The sequence below is a fragment of the Variovorax sp. LjRoot130 genome (genome assembly GCF_964253755.1).
In the GTDB taxonomy this organism is placed as follows: Bacteria; Pseudomonadota; Gammaproteobacteria; order Burkholderiales; family Burkholderiaceae_C; genus Variovorax.
On sequence record NZ_CAXURM020000001.1, the window covers coordinates 2,461,196 to 2,478,520 of the forward strand.

Annotated in this window: 15 protein-coding genes; 11 read left to right on the forward strand and 4 right to left on the reverse strand. The window is 69.4% G+C overall.

All coding sequences use genetic code 11. From position 1 onward, the window contains the following. Positions 1-5 precede the first annotated feature (5 nt). Complete coding sequence (gene cbiB, locus ACSQ86_RS12340) at positions 6-962, forward strand: adenosylcobinamide-phosphate synthase CbiB (RefSeq protein WP_436303835.1); 957 nt, start codon at positions 6-8, stop codon at positions 960-962. Beyond that, a complete protein-coding gene (locus ACSQ86_RS12345; protein ID WP_436303836.1) occupies positions 959-1,954 on the forward strand; it encodes an aminotransferase class I/II-fold pyridoxal phosphate-dependent enzyme in 996 nt (331 codons plus the stop codon). The genes cbiB and ACSQ86_RS12345 overlap by 4 nt, the downstream gene beginning before the upstream one ends. 3 nt (positions 1,955-1,957) lie before the next feature. On the opposite strand, the gene ACSQ86_RS12350 is transcribed toward ACSQ86_RS12345, so the two are convergent. Beyond that, the gene (locus tag ACSQ86_RS12350) at positions 1,958-2,872 is read right to left on the reverse strand and encodes a LysR family transcriptional regulator (RefSeq protein ID WP_436303837.1); all 915 of its coding nucleotides are present in this window, start codon (positions 2,870-2,872) and stop codon (positions 1,958-1,960) included. Between the two features lie 168 nt (positions 2,873-3,040). On the opposite strand from ACSQ86_RS12350, the gene ACSQ86_RS12355 reads away from it, so the two are divergent. The 4 genes from ACSQ86_RS12355 (at position 3,041) to ACSQ86_RS12370 (ending at position 10,117) form a co-directional block, all read left to right on the forward strand. After that, on the forward strand, positions 3,041-3,913 hold the full coding sequence (locus ACSQ86_RS12355; protein ID WP_093109217.1) for an alpha/beta hydrolase fold domain-containing protein: 873 nt from the start codon (positions 3,041-3,043) through the stop codon (positions 3,911-3,913). A gap of 141 nt (positions 3,914-4,054) precedes the next feature. Beyond that, positions 4,055-5,293, forward strand: coding sequence for an efflux RND transporter periplasmic adaptor subunit (locus ACSQ86_RS12360; protein ID WP_093109218.1), 1,239 nt, complete (start codon positions 4,055-4,057; stop codon positions 5,291-5,293). Positions 5,294-5,320: 27 nt separating this feature from the next. After that, entirely contained in the window at positions 5,321-8,590 is a 3,270-nt protein-coding gene (locus tag ACSQ86_RS12365) for an efflux RND transporter permease subunit (protein ID WP_093109219.1), read from the forward strand. A gap of 42 nt (positions 8,591-8,632) precedes the next feature. Then, entirely contained in the window at positions 8,633-10,117 is a 1,485-nt protein-coding gene (locus ACSQ86_RS12370) for an efflux transporter outer membrane subunit (RefSeq protein WP_436303839.1), read from the forward strand. Positions 10,118-10,119: 2 nt separating this feature from the next. Here ACSQ86_RS12370 and ACSQ86_RS12375 read toward each other — a convergent pair whose 3' ends face one another. Then, positions 10,120-10,353: a hypothetical protein gene (locus ACSQ86_RS12375; RefSeq protein ID WP_093109221.1), complete on the reverse strand. Its 234-nt coding sequence runs from the start codon at positions 10,351-10,353 to the stop codon at positions 10,120-10,122. Positions 10,354-10,497: 144 nt separating this feature from the next. Here ACSQ86_RS12375 and ACSQ86_RS12380 point away from each other — a divergent pair, with 144 nt between their 5' ends. The 4 genes from ACSQ86_RS12380 to ACSQ86_RS12395 are packed head-to-tail and all read left to right on the forward strand — an operon-like array spanning position 10,498 to position 14,349. After that, positions 10,498-11,970, forward strand: a complete 1,473-nt coding sequence (locus tag ACSQ86_RS12380; RefSeq protein WP_436308908.1) for a cobyric acid synthase — start codon at positions 10,498-10,500, stop codon at positions 11,968-11,970. Next, positions 11,967-13,010 carry a nicotinate-nucleotide--dimethylbenzimidazole phosphoribosyltransferase gene (gene cobT / locus ACSQ86_RS12385; protein ID WP_436303841.1) on the forward strand — a complete coding sequence of 348 codons (1,044 nt, stop codon included), beginning with the start codon at positions 11,967-11,969 and terminating at the stop codon, positions 13,008-13,010. Before ACSQ86_RS12380 ends, cobT begins: the two co-directional genes overlap by 4 nt. Continuing rightward, entirely contained in the window at positions 13,007-13,801 is a 795-nt protein-coding gene (locus ACSQ86_RS12390; protein WP_436303842.1) for an adenosylcobinamide-GDP ribazoletransferase, read from the forward strand. The genes cobT and ACSQ86_RS12390 overlap by 4 nt, the downstream gene beginning before the upstream one ends. Next, positions 13,798-14,349, forward strand: a complete 552-nt coding sequence (locus ACSQ86_RS12395) for a histidine phosphatase family protein (protein ID WP_436303843.1) — start codon at positions 13,798-13,800, stop codon at positions 14,347-14,349. The genes ACSQ86_RS12390 and ACSQ86_RS12395 overlap by 4 nt, the downstream gene beginning before the upstream one ends. Here ACSQ86_RS12395 and nth read toward each other — a convergent pair whose 3' ends face one another. Further along, positions 14,350-14,988, reverse strand: a complete 639-nt coding sequence (gene nth / locus ACSQ86_RS12400) for an endonuclease III (protein ID WP_436303844.1) — start codon at positions 14,986-14,988, stop codon at positions 14,350-14,352. It lies immediately after the preceding gene. A gap of 75 nt (positions 14,989-15,063) precedes the next feature. On the opposite strand from nth, the gene ACSQ86_RS12405 reads away from it, so the two are divergent. After that, a complete protein-coding gene (locus ACSQ86_RS12405) occupies positions 15,064-16,251 on the forward strand; it encodes a PLP-dependent aminotransferase family protein (RefSeq protein ID WP_436303845.1) in 1,188 nt (395 codons plus the stop codon). 4 nt (positions 16,252-16,255) lie between these two features. Here ACSQ86_RS12405 and ACSQ86_RS12410 read toward each other — a convergent pair whose 3' ends face one another. Beyond that, the gene (locus ACSQ86_RS12410; protein WP_436303846.1) at positions 16,256-17,320 is read right to left on the reverse strand and encodes an Ldh family oxidoreductase; all 1,065 of its coding nucleotides are present in this window, start codon (positions 17,318-17,320) and stop codon (positions 16,256-16,258) included. Positions 17,321-17,325: the final 5 nt, after the last annotated feature.

A 17,325-nucleotide genomic window follows, 5' to 3' on the forward strand; every position in this document is an offset into this window, starting at 1 on the left:
TGACGATGGTGGCCGCGCTTTGGGTCGCGCTCGCCATCGATCGATGGTTGGGCGAACCGGCCGCGCGTTGGCATCCCGTGGTCTGGATCGGCTGCTACCTGGGCTGGGCGGGGCGGCGCATCGCACCGCCGGCCGAAGCGGCGCGCTCACCGGATCTCGCGCGCTTCGCCGCGGGAGCGCTCGCTTGGTGGGCCGGCGCTGCCACGGTCCTGCTGGCCGCGTGGACGGTCGCGGTCGCCGCCGCGCGCATCCCGGGCTGGGCGGAGGTACTGTTTCTGGGTCTGGCGCTCAAGCCGCTGTTCGCCTGGCGCATGCTGCGCGACGAGGTCCTGGCCGTCGAAGCGGCGCTGGCCGGCTCGCTCGATGCCGGCCGCGACCGACTGGCGCATTTGGTCAGCCGCGATGTTCATGCGCTGAACGAAGCCGAGGTGCGCGAGAGCGCGATCGAATCGTTGGCCGAGAACCTCAACGACTCGGTGGTCGCGCCGGTGTTCTGGTTCGTGCTCTTAGGCCTGCCCGGGGCCGCGCTCTATCGTTTCGCCAACACCGCCGATGCGATGTGGGGCTATCGCGGCGTGCGCCAAGGCCGCGTCTGGGAATGGGCCGGCAAGTGGGCCGCGCGCGCCGACGATGTGCTGTCGTGGCTGCCTGCGCGCTTCACCGCCTTTCTGCTCCTCTCGTCTTGCGCCCTCTCCCGCGAGCGGGAGAGGGCTGGGGTGGGGGCTCTGCCCGCCACCGCCCGCGAAGCCCGCCATACCCCATCCCCCAACAGCGGCTGGCCCATGGCCGCGATGGCGCTCTGCCTCGGCGTACGGCTCGCCAAGCCCGGCGTCTACACCTTGAACGAAGCGGGACGCGCGGCCTGCGCGGCGGACACGCAACGCGCCGCATCGTTGGCGGCCAGGGTCGTCGTGCTGCTGGCCCTTGTCGCATCGGCATCGATCCTCGGGCTGGCTGTATGACTTCCTTCGACGAACCTCTGCACGGCGGCCCGGACGCCCGCGGCGCGGCGCCGCACGATTTCTCCACCAACGCCAATGCCTGCGGCCCTTGTCCATCGGCGCTGGCCGCGCTGCAGCAAGCGGACGCGCGCCGCTATCCCGATCCGCGCTACACCGCGCTGTGTGAAGGGCTCGCCCGCTTCCATGGTGTTGACGCCGAGCGCATCGTGATCGCCGCGAGCGCGAGCGAATTCATCGGGCGCATCACGGCCGCGGTGGCGCAGCAAGGCGGCCGTGGCGTCTGGATGCCGCCGCACAGCTATGGCGATTACCAGCGGACCGCCGGCGCGTGGGGCTTCGAGCCCGCGCCGGCAGCCGGTGCCGACCTAGCCTGGTGCTGCGATCCGTCCAGCCCATTCGGCCAAGCCCAGAACGGCTTGCAGGCCCTGATCGATGCGCCGCTGCCCTCGAAAGGCACCTGCGTGCTCGACCTCGCCTATGAGCCCTTGCGGCTCGAAGGCAGCCTGGGGCTGAGCCCGGCGCAGAAGGATCGCGTCTGGCAACTGTGGACGCCGAACAAGGCGCTGGGCCTCACCGGCATCCGCGCCGCCTACGCGATCGCGCCCCGGGATGCGGGCGCGATGATCGCGCGCCTCGGCCGCCTCGCGCCATCCTGGCCGCTGGGAGCGCACGGTGTCGCGCTGCTCACCGCCTGGACCGGCGCCGAAGCGCAGGGCTGGCTCCGGCACAGCCTGGACACATTGCGCGCGTGGAAACGCGAGCAAGAGGCCCTGTGCGCCGCGCTGGGCTGGACCTGCCTGCCCAGCGTCGCCAACTATTTCTGCGCGCGGCCGGATGTGCCTTATGCGCCGCGTGCCGCAGCGCTCCGTGATGCAGGCATCCAGCTGCGCGACACCCGCTCCTTCGGCCTGCCGGACCACGTGCGGCTCGGCGTGCTGCCGCCGGCCAGCCAGTCGGCGCTGCAACGCGCATGGCCGGCGGCGCGACCCTGAGGCTCAGCGCCGCTGCAGCCGCGGATTCTTCTGGAACAGATCGGCCGCCCAGTCGACGAAGACCCGCACCTTGGCGCTCAGGTGGCGGTTCGGCGGATAGACCACGTGCACCGGCAGCGGCGGCCGCGTCCAGTCCGGCAGGATCTCGATCAGCTCGCCGTTGGCCAGGTGGGATTCCGTCATGAAGGTGATGCACTGCGAGATGCCGAAGCCGCCGAGCACCGCCGCCAGGTGGGCGTTGCTTTCGTTGACCGAGACCCGGTAGGGACCCGACATCTCGATGTGCTCGTCGCCCTTGTGGAACTCGTGCGGGTAGACGCGGCGCGTGCCGCCGGCGAAAAAGCTCACGAGATGATGGCGCTTCTCGATGTCCGTCGGATGCTGCGGCACGCCGTAGCGCTTGAGGTAGGCCGGCGAGGCCACGGTCACGAATTCCAGCGTGCCGATGCGCCGCGCCACCAGGGACTGGTCGGTCAGGTCGCCGGCCCGGATCACGCAGTCCACGTTGTCGCTGATCAGGTCGACCGGGCGGTCGCTCACGCCCAGGTCGACCTGGATGTCGGGATAGCGGTCGCAGAAGCTCGCCAGCGCCGGCAGGATGATCATCCGCGCCGTCGAAGTGCCCACGTCGATGCGCAGCCGCCCGGTCGGGTTGGCCTGCGCATTGGTCATGCTGGCCTCGATCTCGTCGAAGTCGTTCAGGAGGCGCGCGGTGCGCTCGAAGTAGGCCGCGCCGTCGGGCGTGACCGTCACCCGGCGCGTGGTGCGGTTGAGCAGTTTGACGTGCAGGCGCGATTCCAGCGCCTGGATCTGCTTGGTGACCGTGCCCTTGGGCAGGCCAAGGGAGTCTGCTGCTCTTGTGAAGGTGCCGGCTTCTACGACGCGGACAAAGATCCGCATGGCCTGGATCTGGTCCATTTATGCTGCTCCTGGAAAACCCGGTGTTTCCACCGGGGTGCGGATTCTCACATGCCGCTTCTTAGCTGATTGTTAGCCAATTGGAAACAGAGTAGGGGCCAACAGCTCGTTGCAGCAGCCAATCCGGGTCGTAATATTCAACCCATCGTCCACTCACCGAGGCCGCTCATGTCATCCCGTCCCACTCCGCGTTCTGCTGAAGCCGCCAAGGCCCCGGCGGGAGCCGTTGTGCAAGGCGCCGAAACCGACATCAGCATCCCGCTACCCGGCCGCGAGCCGGTCGAGGCGCGCCTCTATGGCCAACGGGCCAAGGGTGCGGCGGTGCCGCTGGTGCTGCACTTCCATGGCGGCACTTTCATCAGCGGCGATCTGGACTTCGGCCGCAACGTGGCCCGCCTGCTGGCCGGCGCCGGTGCGGTGGTGGTCTCGCTGGCCTATCCGCTGGCACCTTTCCCCGAACCCATCGAGGTCGGCTTCGCGGCGCTGGAGTGGCTCTACAAGCAGCGCGTCAAGCTGGCAGGCAAGGGCGCCCGCGTCTACCTGGCCGGCGAGGAAGCCGGTGGCAACGTGGCGGCCGCGGTGGCGCTGATGGCGCGGGATCGCGCGCATCCGCCGCTGGCGGGCCAGATCCTGCTGTCGCCGATGCTGGACCCCTGCGCCGGTACGCAATCGCTGCGCAAGGCGACGAGCGACGCCGTGAAGTGCCGCTGGGCGACCGGCTGGCAGGAGTACCTGAGCCGCCCGATGAACGCGACGCACCCCTATGCGGTGCCGGGCGCCTCGCTGCGGCTGGCCGAATTGGCGCCCACGCTGGTGCTGGTCGGCGAGGACGATGCGATGCGCGACGAAGCCCTGCGCTTCGCGCAGCGGCTGCAGGATGCGGGCATTTCGGTGACCCGGGGCGTGCTGCCCTCGGCCGCGAAGTGTCCGGACGAGTTGTACGACCCCGCCTATGGCGATTGCGCGTGTCCGGAGACAGTCGGTGAGCACATGCGCGCATTTTTCGCTGCCACGGCGCCGCCGGTGCCTCCCCCGGTCTAGGCCCAGCCGGCCACGCCGGTAACCCGTTTTTCGAATCTCCTCGGTCCGCAGGCCTTGCCGGCGGTGCCGGATATCGCCCTCCTGTGTCACGACGCCGGTTGGGCCGTTGCATTCCCAAAGTCATTCAAAAGGACGTTCATCATGCAAAGCAAGCTGTCTAACCAGAACCGCCGCCGCCTCTGGCCCGCCGTGACCGGCATCACCGCAGCGGTCGCGATCGCCTGCGCCGCGCTCGGCTTGCCGAGCTTCAAGGCCGAGGCCAACAATGCGCCCGCGGCCGACGCCCCGCGCGCCACGCCGGTGTCGGTGGCCACGGTGGCCGCGACCGACGTCAACACCTGGGACGAGTTCTCGGGCCGGCTCGAGGCGGTCGAGCGGGTCGACGTGCGCTCCCGCGTGGCCGGCGCCGTGCAGGCGGCCCATTTCCGCGAAGGCTCGCTGGTCAAGCAGGGCGACCTGCTGATCACGATCGACCCCGCGCCCTATGCGGCCGAAGTGGAGCGCGCCGAAGCGCAAGTGGCCTCGGCCCAGGCGCGCGTGTCCTTCACGCGCAGCGAGCAGGAGCGCGCACGCCGCCTGTGGGAAGAGAAGGCCATTGCCCAGCGCGAGCTCGACGAGCGCGTCAACGCCGGCCGCGAGGCCGAGGCCAACCTGCGCGCGGCGCAGGCTTCGCTGCAAAGCGCACGCCTGAACCTGGGCTACACCCAGGTGCGCGCGCCGGTGGCCGGGCGCATCGGCAAGATCGAAGTGACGGTGGGCAACCTGGTCGCGGCCGGCCCCGGCGCGCCGGTGCTCACCACGCTGGTGTCGGTGAGCCCGATCTACGCGAGCTTCGACGCCGACGAGCAGGTCGTGGTCAAGGCGTTGAAGGATCTGCCCGGCGGCGCCAGTGCGCGCAACAAGATCGAAGGCATCCCGGTGCAGATGGGCACCGCCGGCCTCGAAGGCACCCCCTACGAAGGCAAGCTGCAGCTGATCGACAACCAGGTCGACGCCAGGAGCGGCACGGTGCGCGTGCGTGCCGCCTTCGACAACAAGGACGGTGCACTGATCCCCGGCCAGTTCGCCCGCATCCGCATGGGCCAGGCCCGCAGCGAGAGCGCGGTGCTGGTCAACGAACGCGCGGTCGGCACCGACCAGAACAAGAAGTTCGTGATGGTCGTCGACGCCGACAACAAGACCGTGTACCGCGAAGTCACGCTGGGCGCATCGGTCAACGGCCTGCGTGTCGTCACCAAGGGCCTGAAGGCCGGCGAACGCGTCGTGGTCAACGGCTTGCAGCACGTGCGCCCCGGCGCGCTGGTGGCACCGCAGGCAGTCACCATGGACGCCAAGGCCGAGGTCCAGCCGCAGCGCGTGGCGGCTGCCGCGAAGTCCTGAGCACAGGGCGCTCTCTAGAGAATCATCATGAATCTATCCAAGTTCTTCATCGACCGGCCGATCTTCGCGGGGGTGCTGTCGCTCCTGATGCTGATCGCCGGCCTGATCGCGCTGCGCGGGCTGCCGATCTCCGAGTACCCCGAGGTCGCACCGCCCTCGGTGGTGGTGCGCGCCCAGTACCCGGGCGCCAATCCGAAGGTGATCGCCGAGACGGTGGCGACGCCGATCGAGGAGCAGATCAACGGCGTCGAGGGCATGCTCTACATGGGCAGCCAGGCGACCACCGACGGCGTGATGACGCTGACCGTCACCTTCAAGCTCGGCACCGACCCCGACAAGGCGCAGCAACTGGTGCAGAACCGCGTCTCGCAGGCCGAGCCGCGGCTGCCCGAGGAAGTGCGCCGTCTCGGCGTGACCACGGTCAAGAGCGCGCCCGACCTCACGATGGTGGTGCACCTGGTGTCGCCCAACGACCGCTATGACATGACCTACCTGCGCAACTACGCGGTACTCAACGTCAAGGACCGGCTGGCGCGCATCGAGGGCGTGGGCCAGGTGCAGATCTTCGGCGGCGGCGACTACTCGATGCGCGTCTGGCTTGACCCGCAGAAGGTCGCGCAGCGCGGCCTCTCCGCCAGCGACGTGGTGGCTGCGATCCGCGGCCAGAACATCCAGGCGGCGGCCGGCGTGGTCGGCGCATCGCCTGGCCTGCCGGGCGTGGACATGCAGTTGTCCATCAACGCCCAGGGGCGGCTGCAGAGCGAAGAGGAGTTCGGCGACATCATCGTCAAGAGCGGCGCCGACGGTGCCGTGACCCGGCTGCGCGACATCGGCCGGCTCGAACTCGGCGCGGCCGACTATTCGCTGCGCTCGCTGCTCAACAACGACGCGGCGGTCGGCATGGGCGTGTTCCAGGCGCCGGGCTCCAACGCGCTCGACATCTCTTCCAACGTCCGCAAGACGATGGCAGAGATCAACAAGACCATGCCCGAGGGCGTGGAATACCGCATCGCCTACGACCCGACGCAGTTCGTGCGCGCCTCCATCGAATCGGTGGTGCACACGCTGCTCGAAGCCATCGCGCTGGTGGTGCTGGTGGTGATCCTGTTCCTGCAGACCTGGCGCGCCTCCATCATTCCGCTGCTCGCGGTGCCGGTGTCGGTGATCGGCACCTTCGCCGTGCTGCATGTGCTGGGCTTCTCGATCAACGCGCTGTCGCTCTTCGGGCTGGTGCTGGCGATCGGCATCGTGGTCGACGACGCGATCGTGGTGGTCGAGAACGTGGAGCGCAACATCGAGGCCGGGCTCACGCCGCGCGAGGCGACGTATCGAGCCATGCGCGAGGTGTCCGGGCCGATCATCGCGATCGCGCTGGTGCTGGTGGCCGTGTTCGTGCCGCTGGCCTTCATCAGCGGCCTCACCGGGCAGTTCTATCGCCAGTTCGCGGTGACCATCGCGATCTCGACCGTGATCTCCGCGATCAACTCGCTGACGCTGTCGCCGGCGCTCGCCGCGCTGCTGCTGCGCGGGCACGACCAGCCCAAGGACGCGCTGACGCGCGGCATGGACCGGGTCTTCGGCTGGCTGTTCCGCGGCTTCAACCGCTTCTTCCACCGCGGCGCGGAAGCCTACAGCGGCGGCGTCAAGAACGTCATCTCGCGCAAGACGCTGATGCTGGTGATCTACCTCGCGCTCGTCGGCGTGACCTTCGGCCTCTTCAAGGCGGTGCCGAGCGGCTTCGTGCCGGCGCAGGACAAGCAGTACCTGATCGGCTTCGCGCAGCTGCCCGACGGCGCCACGCTGGACCGCACCGAAGAAGTGATCCATCGCATGGGCGAGATCACCAAGAAGAACCCGAACGTCGAAGACGCGATCGCGTTCCCCGGCCTGTCGATCAACGGCTTCACCAACAGTTCGAACTCGGGCATCGTGTTCGCGACGCTCAAGCCCTTTGCCGAGCGCCAGCGCGCCGACCAGAGCGGCGGCGCGGTGGCGGGCCAGCTCAACCAGCAGTTCGCAGGCATCCAGGACGCCTTCATCGTGATGTTCCCGCCGCCGCCGGTGGCGGGCCTGGGCACCACGGGCGGCTTCAAGCTGCAGCTGGAGGATCGCGGCTCGGTCGGCTACGAGCAGATGGACGCGGCGGTGAAGGCCTTCATGACGAAGGCGCGTCAGGCGCCCGAGCTCACCGGCATGTTCACCAGCTGGCAGGTCAACGTGCCGCAGCTCTATGCCGACATCGACCGCACCAAGGCGCGCCAGCTCGGCGTGCCGGTGACGGACATCTTCGACACCATGCAGATCTACCTCGGCAGCCTGTACGCGAACGACTTCAACAAGTTCGGCCGCACGTACTCGGTGCGGGTGCAGGCCGATGCGCCGTACCGCGCACGTGCCGAAGACGTGGGCCTGCTGAAGGTGCGCTCGAACTCGGGCGAGATGGTGCCGCTCTCGGCGCTGATGAAGGTGAATTCCAGCTTCGGACCGGAACGCGCGATGCGCTACAACGGCTATCTCTCGGCCGACATCAACGGCGGCCCGGCGCCCGGCTTCTCCTCGGGCCAGGCGCAGGACGTGATCGAACGCATTGCGGCCGAGACGCTGCCCAAGGGCGTCAGCTACGAGTGGACCGAGCTGACCTACCAGGAAATCCTGGCGGGCAATTCGGCGGTGCTGGTGTTCCCGCTCGCCATCCTGCTGGTGTTCCTGGTGCTGGCCGCGCAGTATGAAAGCCTCACGCTGCCGCTGTCGATCATCCTGATCGTGCCGATGGGCCTGCTCGCGGCGATGACCGGCGTATGGATCTCGGGGGGTGACAACAACGTCTTCACGCAGATCGGGCTGATCGTGCTGGTGGGCTTGAGTGCGAAGAACGCGATCCTGATCGTGGAGTTCGCGCGCGAGCTCGAGTTCGCCGGGCGCACTCCGCTCCAGGCCGCGATCGAAGCCAGCCGGCTGCGCCTGCGCCCGATCCTGATGACCTCGCTGGCCTTCGTGATGGGGGTGCTGCCGCTGGTGCTGGCGACCGGCGCCGGTTCGGAGATGCGCTCGGCCATGGGCGTGGCGGTGTTCGCCGGAATGATCGGCGTGACCGCCTTTGGCCTGTTCCTGACGCCGGTGTTCTACGTCGTGCTGCGGCGCCTGACGGGCAACAGGCCGCTCAAGCTGCATGGCGAGGTGCCGCATCTGGACGACAGCTTCGTCTCGGCCGACCACCCGGCGGCGGCACCGCATGCGGCGGGCGGCGGCGGGGGCCTGCAGCCTGCACCGGCTTCGCCGCTCAAGTTGCATGAATAAACGGGATCAAGGCCCTCACGGCCTCCTTCAAGAAAGTCGATCATGAAATCCGATTCGAAACTCTTCCGCCCCTGGCGCGCCGCGCTGCTGCCGCTGGTCGCCGCACTGGTCCTGGTCGGCTGCGCGACCGCGCCGGCGGAGCTGCCGGCCTTCAACACGCCGGCCCAGTTCAAGGAGCAGGCCGCGCCGCAGGCCGAGGGCACGTGGACGCGCGCGCAGCCGGCCGAGTCGCAGCCGCGCGGCGAATGGTGGCGCGCCTTCAACGACCCGGTGCTCGACAAGCTCGTCGAACGGGCCGCTGCCAACAACACCAGCATCCAGTCCGCCGCCGCGCGCCTGGCCGAGGCGCGCGCCGTGCTGCGCAGCACCGATGCCGACCGCGCACCGCAGATCGGTTTGGGCGCGGGTGCCAGCCGGCAGGCCGGCCTGGATCGCAACCAGAGCAACAGGCCATCCACGCTGATCACGGCCGGCGTCGATTTCTCCTACGAGATCGATCTCTTCGGCCGCCTCTCGCGTGCCAGCGACGCGGCGCGGCTCGATGCCGAATCGCGCGAAGGCCTGCTGCAAAGCACGCGCCTGCTGGTCCAGGCCGAGACGGCCCAGACCTACCTCTCGCTGCGCGCGCTCGATGCCGAGCGCGCGCTGGTGCGCGAAACCGTCGGCGCCTACCGCGACACCCTGCGGCTGGTGCAGCGCCGCAACCAGGCCGGCGATCTCGCCGAACTCGACGTGGTGCGTGTCGAAACCGAAGTGGCAGCCACCGAATCCGAAGCGCTGACGCTGGACCGGCGCCGCGCGGAACTGGAGCACGCGCTGGCGGTGCTGACCGGCGAGACGGCGTCGAGCTTCGCGCTGGAGACGCAGGACTGGTCGACCGCCTTGCCCACCATTCCGGCCGGCGTGCCGGCGACGGTGCTGACGCGCCGGCCCGACATCTCGGCCGCGCAGAAGGCCGTGTTCGCTGCACAGTCTCGCGTCGGCGTCGCGCAGACCGCGTGGTTCCCGAGCATTTCGCTCACGGGCGGCGGCGGCTACGCCTCCTCGGACGTCAGCGACCTGTTCAAGTGGTCGGCGCGGTCCTGGGGCATCGGGGCATTGCTTTCGCTGCCCTTGTTCGACGGTGGACGCCGCGAAGCCGGAGTGCAGAGCGCGAACGCACAGCTGGACGGCGCGCTCGCCAACTACCGCGCGCAGGTGCTGGGTGCCTTCAAGGACGTGGAGGACCAGCTCTCGTCGCTGCGCATCCTCGAGCAGCAGTCGGGCGTGCAGGGAAGGGCGGTCGCTTCGGCGAGCCGGGCCACCACGCTGTCCGATTCACGCTACCGCAACGGGCTGGTCAGCCAGCTCGACCTGCTCGATGCGCGCCGCCAGGAACTGCAGAACCGCCGCCAGGCGCTGCAGGTGCGCTCGGCGCAGTACCAGGCCACGGTCGGGTTGGTGCGTGCGCTGGGCGGCAGCTGGGAAACGCCGCAGACCACGGGCGCTGCGACGCCGGAAGCACCGGCGCAAATTGCGACGCGCTGAGTCTAGGAGCCGGCGTCCGGTGCGGACGCCGGCTGCGCATCGGCCAGCCGGCGCAGCGCGGTGGCCCCCAGCGCCAATGCGCTCGAATAGCTTGCTTGCGGCGTCGCGGCCGACTTGAAGTGCCGATAGTGCAGCGCGTCGCCCGTGTCGTTGTCAAAAGCTTCGATCAGCACCCAGAAGAATTTTCCTTTCTCGCGCTCCTCCACCGTGAGCGCCATGTCGCGTATCGCGGGCATCAATCCACTCCCTCATTTGTTGATGGGAGGAGGCTACGGAGCAAACGAGGTGTTTGACGCAGGCACGTCCGAATGCAATGCGCCGAAGCGTGAAAGACTTCGCGAGCGCTCCGAATGGCTCGGGCCGTAGCGGACAATCCACCGATGATTACAAGTGTGGGACGAAGCGGCCAAGCCCGCTGCGTCATGGTCCTCGGCACCACCAGCGGTGCCGGCAAGAGCTGGCTGGCGACCGCGCTGTGCCGCTGGTATGCGCGCCAAGGCCTCGAGGTGGCGCCGTTCAAGGCGCAGAACATGAGCAATAACGCACGCGTGGTCGCCGGCGGCGAGATCGGCAGTGCGCAATATTTCCAGGCACTGGCGGCGCGCGCCGAGCCCGATGTGCGCATGAACCCGCTGCTGCTCAAGCCCGAGCGCGACACGCACAGCCAGGTGGTGCTGATGGGCCGCGTGAGTGCCGAGCTGTCGTTGCTGCCCTGGCGCGGGCGCAGCGAACGCGCCTGGCCGCAGATCGCACACGCGCTCGACGAACTGCGGGCCGAGAACGAGGTGGTGGTGATCGAAGGCGCCGGTTCGCCGGCCGAGATCAACCTGATGGCGAGCGACATCGTCAACCTGCGCGTGGCGCGGCATGCCGATGCGCGCTGCCTGCTGGTGACCGACATCGACCGCGGCGGCGCCTTCGCCCATCTCTACGGCACCTGGGCGCTGATGCCGGAGGCCGACAGGGCCTTGATCAAGGGCTTCGTGCTCAACAAGTTCCGCGGCGATGCGACGCTGCTCGCGCCCGCGCCGCAGCAGCTCGAAGAGCTCACCGGCATACAGACCGTGGCGACCTTGCCGATGTGGTGGCAGCATGGCCTGCCCGAGGAGGACGGCGTTTTTGACGACCGCAGCACGGCCAGCGGCGAAGTCACGCGCACCATCGCCGTCATCGCCTATCCGCGCATCAGCAACCTCGACGAATTCCAGCCGCTGAAGAACATCGCCGGCGTGCGACTGCGCTGGGCGCGCAGCCCGGCCGACGTGGCCGGCGCCGACTGGATCGTGCTGCCCGGCTCCAAGAACACCAGCGGCGACCTGGCCTGGCTGCGGGCGCAGGGCCTGGACCGCGCGGTGGCTGCGCATGCAGGACGTGGCGGCGCGGTGCTCGGCATCTGCGGCGGGCTGCAGATGCTGGGCGAGGCGCTGATCGATCCGCATGGCGTCGACGGCAATGGCCCCGGCCTCGGCCTGCTGCCGCTGGTCACCGTGTTCGCGGCCGACAAGACCGTGCAACCGCGCGAGGCCCGCTTTGCCGAACTGACCGGCCCCTGGGCCGCGCTCTCCGATGTCGCGGTGCGTGGCTACGAAATCCATCATGGCCAAACCGCGCCCCATGCCGCGATGGCTGCCGCCGGCGATCACGCGATGCCAGTGATGCCCGACGAGCTGGCCTGGCAGAACGCCGCCGGCAACGTGCTCGGGCTCTACCTGCACGGCCTGTTCGAAGACCCGGCCGCGCTGCATGCGCTCTTCGGCGCGACCGCGCGCACGCTGGACAGCGTGTTCGACGGACTGGCCGACCACATCGATTCCCACTTTGAAGCGGGCGTGCTGCGCTCCCTGATCGAATGACGCTTGAACTCCCCACCGCCCCGAAACTCGACGACGCCGCGCTTGCTGCGCGACTTCAACATCGGATCGACAACAAGACCAAGCCGCTCGGCGCCTTGGGCCGGCTGGAGGCGCTGGCCTTGCGGCTGGGCCTGATCCTCGGCAGCGAATCGCCGGTGCTCCAGGCGCCGCAGATGCTGGTCTGCGCGGGCGATCACGGCTTGGCGGCGCGCGGCGTGTCGGCCTATCCGAGCGACGTGACCTGGCAGATGGTCGAGAACTTCCTGGCCGGCGGCGCGGCGGTCAGCGTGCTCGCGCGCCAGCACGGCCTGGCGCTGACTGTGGTGGATTGCGGTGTGCGGCATGACTTTGCGCCGCGCGCAGGCTTGTCGATCCGCAAGGTCGCACCGGGCACCGCCGATGCATCGACCGGCCCGGCGATGAGCGCAGCGCAGCGCGATGAGGCGATCGCCAATGGCATCGCGCTCGTGCGCGAGCTGCCGGGCAATGCGCTGCTGCTGGGCGAGATGGGCATCGGCAATACCTCGGCTGCATCGCTGCTGCTGGCGCGGCTCACGGGCCTGGACATCGATGCCTGCACCGGCAGCGGCACGGGCCTCGATGCCGACGGCCTGGCGCGCAAGCGCCGGCTGCTGCGCGAAGTGCTCGCGCTGCATGCCGATGCCGGCACGCCGCTGGCCGCGCTCGCGGCCTTCGGTGGCTTCGAGATCGCCACCCTGGTCGGCGCCGTGCTGCAGGCCGCGCACGAACGGCGCGTGATCGTGGTCGACGGCTTCATCGCGAGCACCGCGGTGCTGGTGGCGCAGGCGCTGCAGCCCCACGTCGTGCAGCGCTGCGTGGCGGCGCACGAATCGGCCGAACCGGGTCATCGGCTGCTTTTGAATTCGCTAGGCCTCGAAGCGCTGCTGCGCCTGGACCTGCGCCTCGGCGAAGGCTCCGGCGCAGCGCTCGCCTGGCCCTTGCTCGAATCCGCGTGCCGCATCCTGCGCGACATGGCGAGCTTCGAGTCGGCCGGCGTTTCGCAGCAGGACAAGGGATGAACGGCGTGCGCCACTTCCTGCTGGCCTTGCAGTTCTTCACGCGCGTGCCGGTCACCGGGCGGTTGGCCGGGTGGGTGGGCTTCAGCCCGGCGATGCTGCGCGCGAGCGCCGCGCATTTTCCGGGCGTGGGCTGGCTGGTCGGCGCGGTGGGCGCCGGCGTGTTCCTGCTCGCGCAGGCGGGGCTGCCCGGCGTGGCAGGTGCTGCCGTTGCGGCGCTGCTGTCCACGGCTGCGACGGTATGGATGACCGGCGCCTTTCACGAGGACGGCCTGGCCGACGTGGCCGACGGCCTCGGCGGCTCGGCCGATCGCGCGCGAGCCCTGGAGATCATGAAGGACTCGCGCATCGGCGCCTTCGGTGCCGTTGCACTGGTGCTGGCGCTGGGCTTGAAGATCGCGCTGCTCGTCGTGCTGGTGGGGCAGGGCGCGATGGCGGTCGCCACCGCGCTGCTCGGCGCGCATGTGCTGTCGCGGCTGGCGCCCCTGTTCCTGATCCGCGGGCTCCCCTATGTCGGCGACCAAGGCGCGAGCAAGGCCAAGCCCCTGGCCGATGCGATCGGCGGCGGGGCCTTGCTGGTGGGCGTGCTGTATGCGTTGCCGGCCATAGCACTGCTGTTGCTGGCACATCCGCCGCTGCAGGGCGTCGCAAGCCTGCTCGCGTGCCTGCTCGGCGCGCTGTACATGGCTGCGCTGCTGCGGCGCCGGCTGCAGGGCTTCACCGGCGACGGCCTCGGCGCGACGCAGCAAGTCTGCGAGCTCGCGATCTACCTGGCGCTCGCCTGGCAGGCATGAAGCTCGGGCTCGTGCGCCACGCGCAGACCGACGCCGCGGCCGGCCTGTGCTATGGCCGCACCGACGTGGCGGTGCCGCCCGAAGCGATGCGCACGCTGGCCGAACGCATTGCGCCGCAGCTCGCCGAAGGCATCGACATCGTCTGCTCTCCCTTGCAGCGCTGCGCCGGATTGGCGCAGGCGATTGCCGCGCTTCGACCCGGCCTCGCGCTTCGCACAGATGCGCGCATCGCCGAGATGGACTTCGGTTCGTGGGAAGGCCGCAGCTGGTCGAGCATCGAGCGCGCCGAGTTCGATGCCTGGACCCGCAGCTTCGCCGACGCGCGCGCTGGCGGCAGCGGCGAAAGCACGCGCGCGTTCATGCAGCGGGTCGGCGAAGCTTTCGACGCGTGGCGCGACACCGGCCGCGATGCGCTGTGGATCACGCATGCCGGCGTGATCCGCGCCGTCTGGCTGCTGCGAGAAGGCGTGCGCTGCGCTGAGCGCGCCGACCAGTGGCCCGCGCAGAGCATCGCCTTCGGCGAATACCTGACCGTCGAGCTGCCCTGATCAGGGCGCCGGCGTCTTCGGCTTGTAGTCGCAGTACGGCGCGACCGCGCACTTCCAGCACATCGGCTTGCGCGCCACGCAGACATAGCGTCCGTGCAGGATCAGCCAGTGATGCGCATGCAGCCGGAACTCGGCCGGGACCCGCTTCATGAGCTTCTGTTCGACTTCGAGCGGCGTCTTGCCCGGCGCCAGCCCGGTGCGGTTGCCGACGCGAAAGATGTGCGTGTCCACCGCCATCGTCGGCTCGCCGAAGGCCACGTTGAGCACGACGTTGGCGGTCTTGCGGCCCACGCCCGGCAGCGCCTCCAGCTCGGCGCGCGTGCGCGGAACCGCTCCGCCGTGCTGTTCGACCAGCATGCGGCAGGCCTCCATCAGGTGCTTGGCCTTGCTGCGGTAGAGGCCGATGGTCTTAATGTAGCCCTCAAGGCCTTCGATGCCGAGGTCGAGGATCGCCTGCGGCGTGTTCGCGACCGGGAACAGCTTGCGCGTCGCCTTGTTGACGCCGACATCGGTGGCCTGCGCCGACAGCAGCACGGCGGCCAGCAGCTCGAAGGGGGTCGCGTATTCGAGTTCGGTTTCGGGCTCGGGGTTGGCTGCCTGCAGGGTGGCGAAGAAGGGCTCGATCTCGTTTTTTTTCATCGTGGCGGGCAGTGTAGGCCGGGGCCGGTGAACTTGCGACAATGGCGGGCGTCACCTCATCCGCAGAAGGTTCTCATGCAATTCGCCACCCGCCTCGACAACGTCGAAACCTCCGCCATCCGCGAACTCTTCAAGCTCCTGGGCAAGCCCGGCATCATCAGCTTCGCGGGCGGTTTTCCCGACAGCGCGATGTTCGACGTCGAGGGCTTGAAGGAAGCGAGTGCCAGGGCGCTGGCCGAGGAGCCGGGCGGTGCCTTGCAGTACGGCGCGACCGAGGGCTACGAGCCGATGCGCACGCAGTTGAGCGCCTTCATGAAGGGCAAGGGCGTCGAGGTCGCGCCCGAAGGCCTGATCGTGACCACCGGCAGCCAGCAGGCGCTGGACCTGCTCGGCAAGACCCTGATCTCGCCCGGCGACAAGGTGATCGTCGAAGGCCCGACCTTCCTCGCCACCATCCAGTGCTTCCGCCTCTACGGTGCGCAACTGATCAGCGCACCGATCGATGCCGACGGCGTCGACGTCGACAAGCTCGAGCAGCTGATCGCCGAGCACAAGCCCAAGTTCGTCTACCTGATTCCGACCTTCGGCAACCCGAGCGGCGCCATGCTGAGCCTGGCGCGGCGCAGGAAGGTGCTGGAGCTGGCGGTGAAGTACCAGACGCTGATGGTGGAGGACGACCCGTACGGCGACCTGTACTTCGGCAAGGCGCCGCCGCCCTCGATCATGTCGCTCACGAAGGAAGTGCCGGGCAGCCGCGAGCTGGTGGCGCATTGCGGCAGCCTCAGCAAGGTACTGAGCCCGGGCCTGCGCATCGGCTGGATGATCGCGCCGGCGGAGCTGCTCGCGAAGGCCACCATGTGCAAGCAGTTCAGCGATGCGCACACCAGCACCTTCGCGCAGGCGACAGCCGCGCAGTATCTGAAGAGCGGCCGCATGCCGGACACGCTGGCGCACGTGCGCAAGGTCTATGGCGAGCGCGCCCAGGCCATGGGCGCGGCACTGAAACGCGAACTCGGCGACGCGATCGCCTTCGAGCAGCCGGGCGGCGGCCTGTTCTTCTGGGCCCGGCTCACGGGCGCCAACGGCAAGCTGGCCGATGCCAATGTGCTGGCCCAGCGCGCGATCGAGAAGCTGGTGGCCTTCGTGCCGGGCGCGCCGTTCTTTGCCGAGAAGCCCGATGTCGCGACGCTGCGCCTGAGCTTTGCGACTGCCAACGTCGAGAAAATCGAAGAGGGCATCGCGCGCCTCGGCGCCGCGCTCTGAGCCCTCACCGCAGCGCGTCGGCGAGCTTCAGGCCGTAGCGCTGCCCGGCGTCCTCGAGCGAGGGCGCGATCGACGGGTGCAGGCGCACGCCCTGGTCGAGCTGCTCGGCGCGCCGCTGCAGCCCGCGTTCTCCGGGCACGCGCACCGGCCTGGCCGCATCGATCGGCGCATTGCCGCGGCACTGCATGGCCAAATGGTCCATCTGCCGGAGGAACTCCGCCTTGCCGCCGAAGGCCTGCAGATCGTGCAGCGTGAGGTGCACGGTCGCGCCCCAGCCTTCGCGCGCGTCGGCGCGGCCATGGCCTGCGAGGCCGGCGGTCAGCGCCTCCACCAGCAGCGCCAGCCCATAGCCCTTGTGGCCGTGGCTCAGGCCGCCCACCGGCAGCAGCGTGCCGGGCGGCTGGGCGAACAGCACCGCGGGGTCCCTGCTCGGGCGGCCCTGCGCATCGATCAGCCATTCCTCGTCGAACAGCTCGCCGGCCTTGTGCTTGCGGTTGCTCATGCCGTTGGTGGTGATGGAGGCCGAGATGTCGACCATCACGCCGCCTTCGCTGAGAGGAAAGCCCAGCGCCAGCGGATTGGGCGTGAACACCGCCTGCGTGCCGCCGAAGGGCGCGACGCTGGCGGCGTTCGGGTCGGAGCAGGCGAGCACCAGCAGCATGTCTTCCTCGAGCGCGCGCAGCAGGTAGACCGCCAGGCAGGCGATGTGGTGGCTGCGGCGGATCACGAGCGAGGCGGTGCCCAGCGCCCGCACGCGCGCCACCAGCAGGTCCAGGCCCTGGTGCACCAGCCAGGGACCGGGCAGGCGCTGGCCGTCCCACAGGACTGCAGCGGGACGGTCTGAAACGACGACCGGTGCGCCATCGCGCGTCATCGTGCCGGCCTCGAGTTCTCTCACATAGCCGGCCAAGAGCGCGAGGCCGTGCGTGTCGTGGCCCAGCAGGTCGCCTTGCACCAGCGTGTCGGCCACCGTATGCGCCATGGCTTCCGCCAGGCCGGCGTGCTGCAGCAGTTGCGCGGCGAATCGGGTGAGGGCGGCGGCGTCGTAGCGGATGGATGTGTCGTTCATGGGTT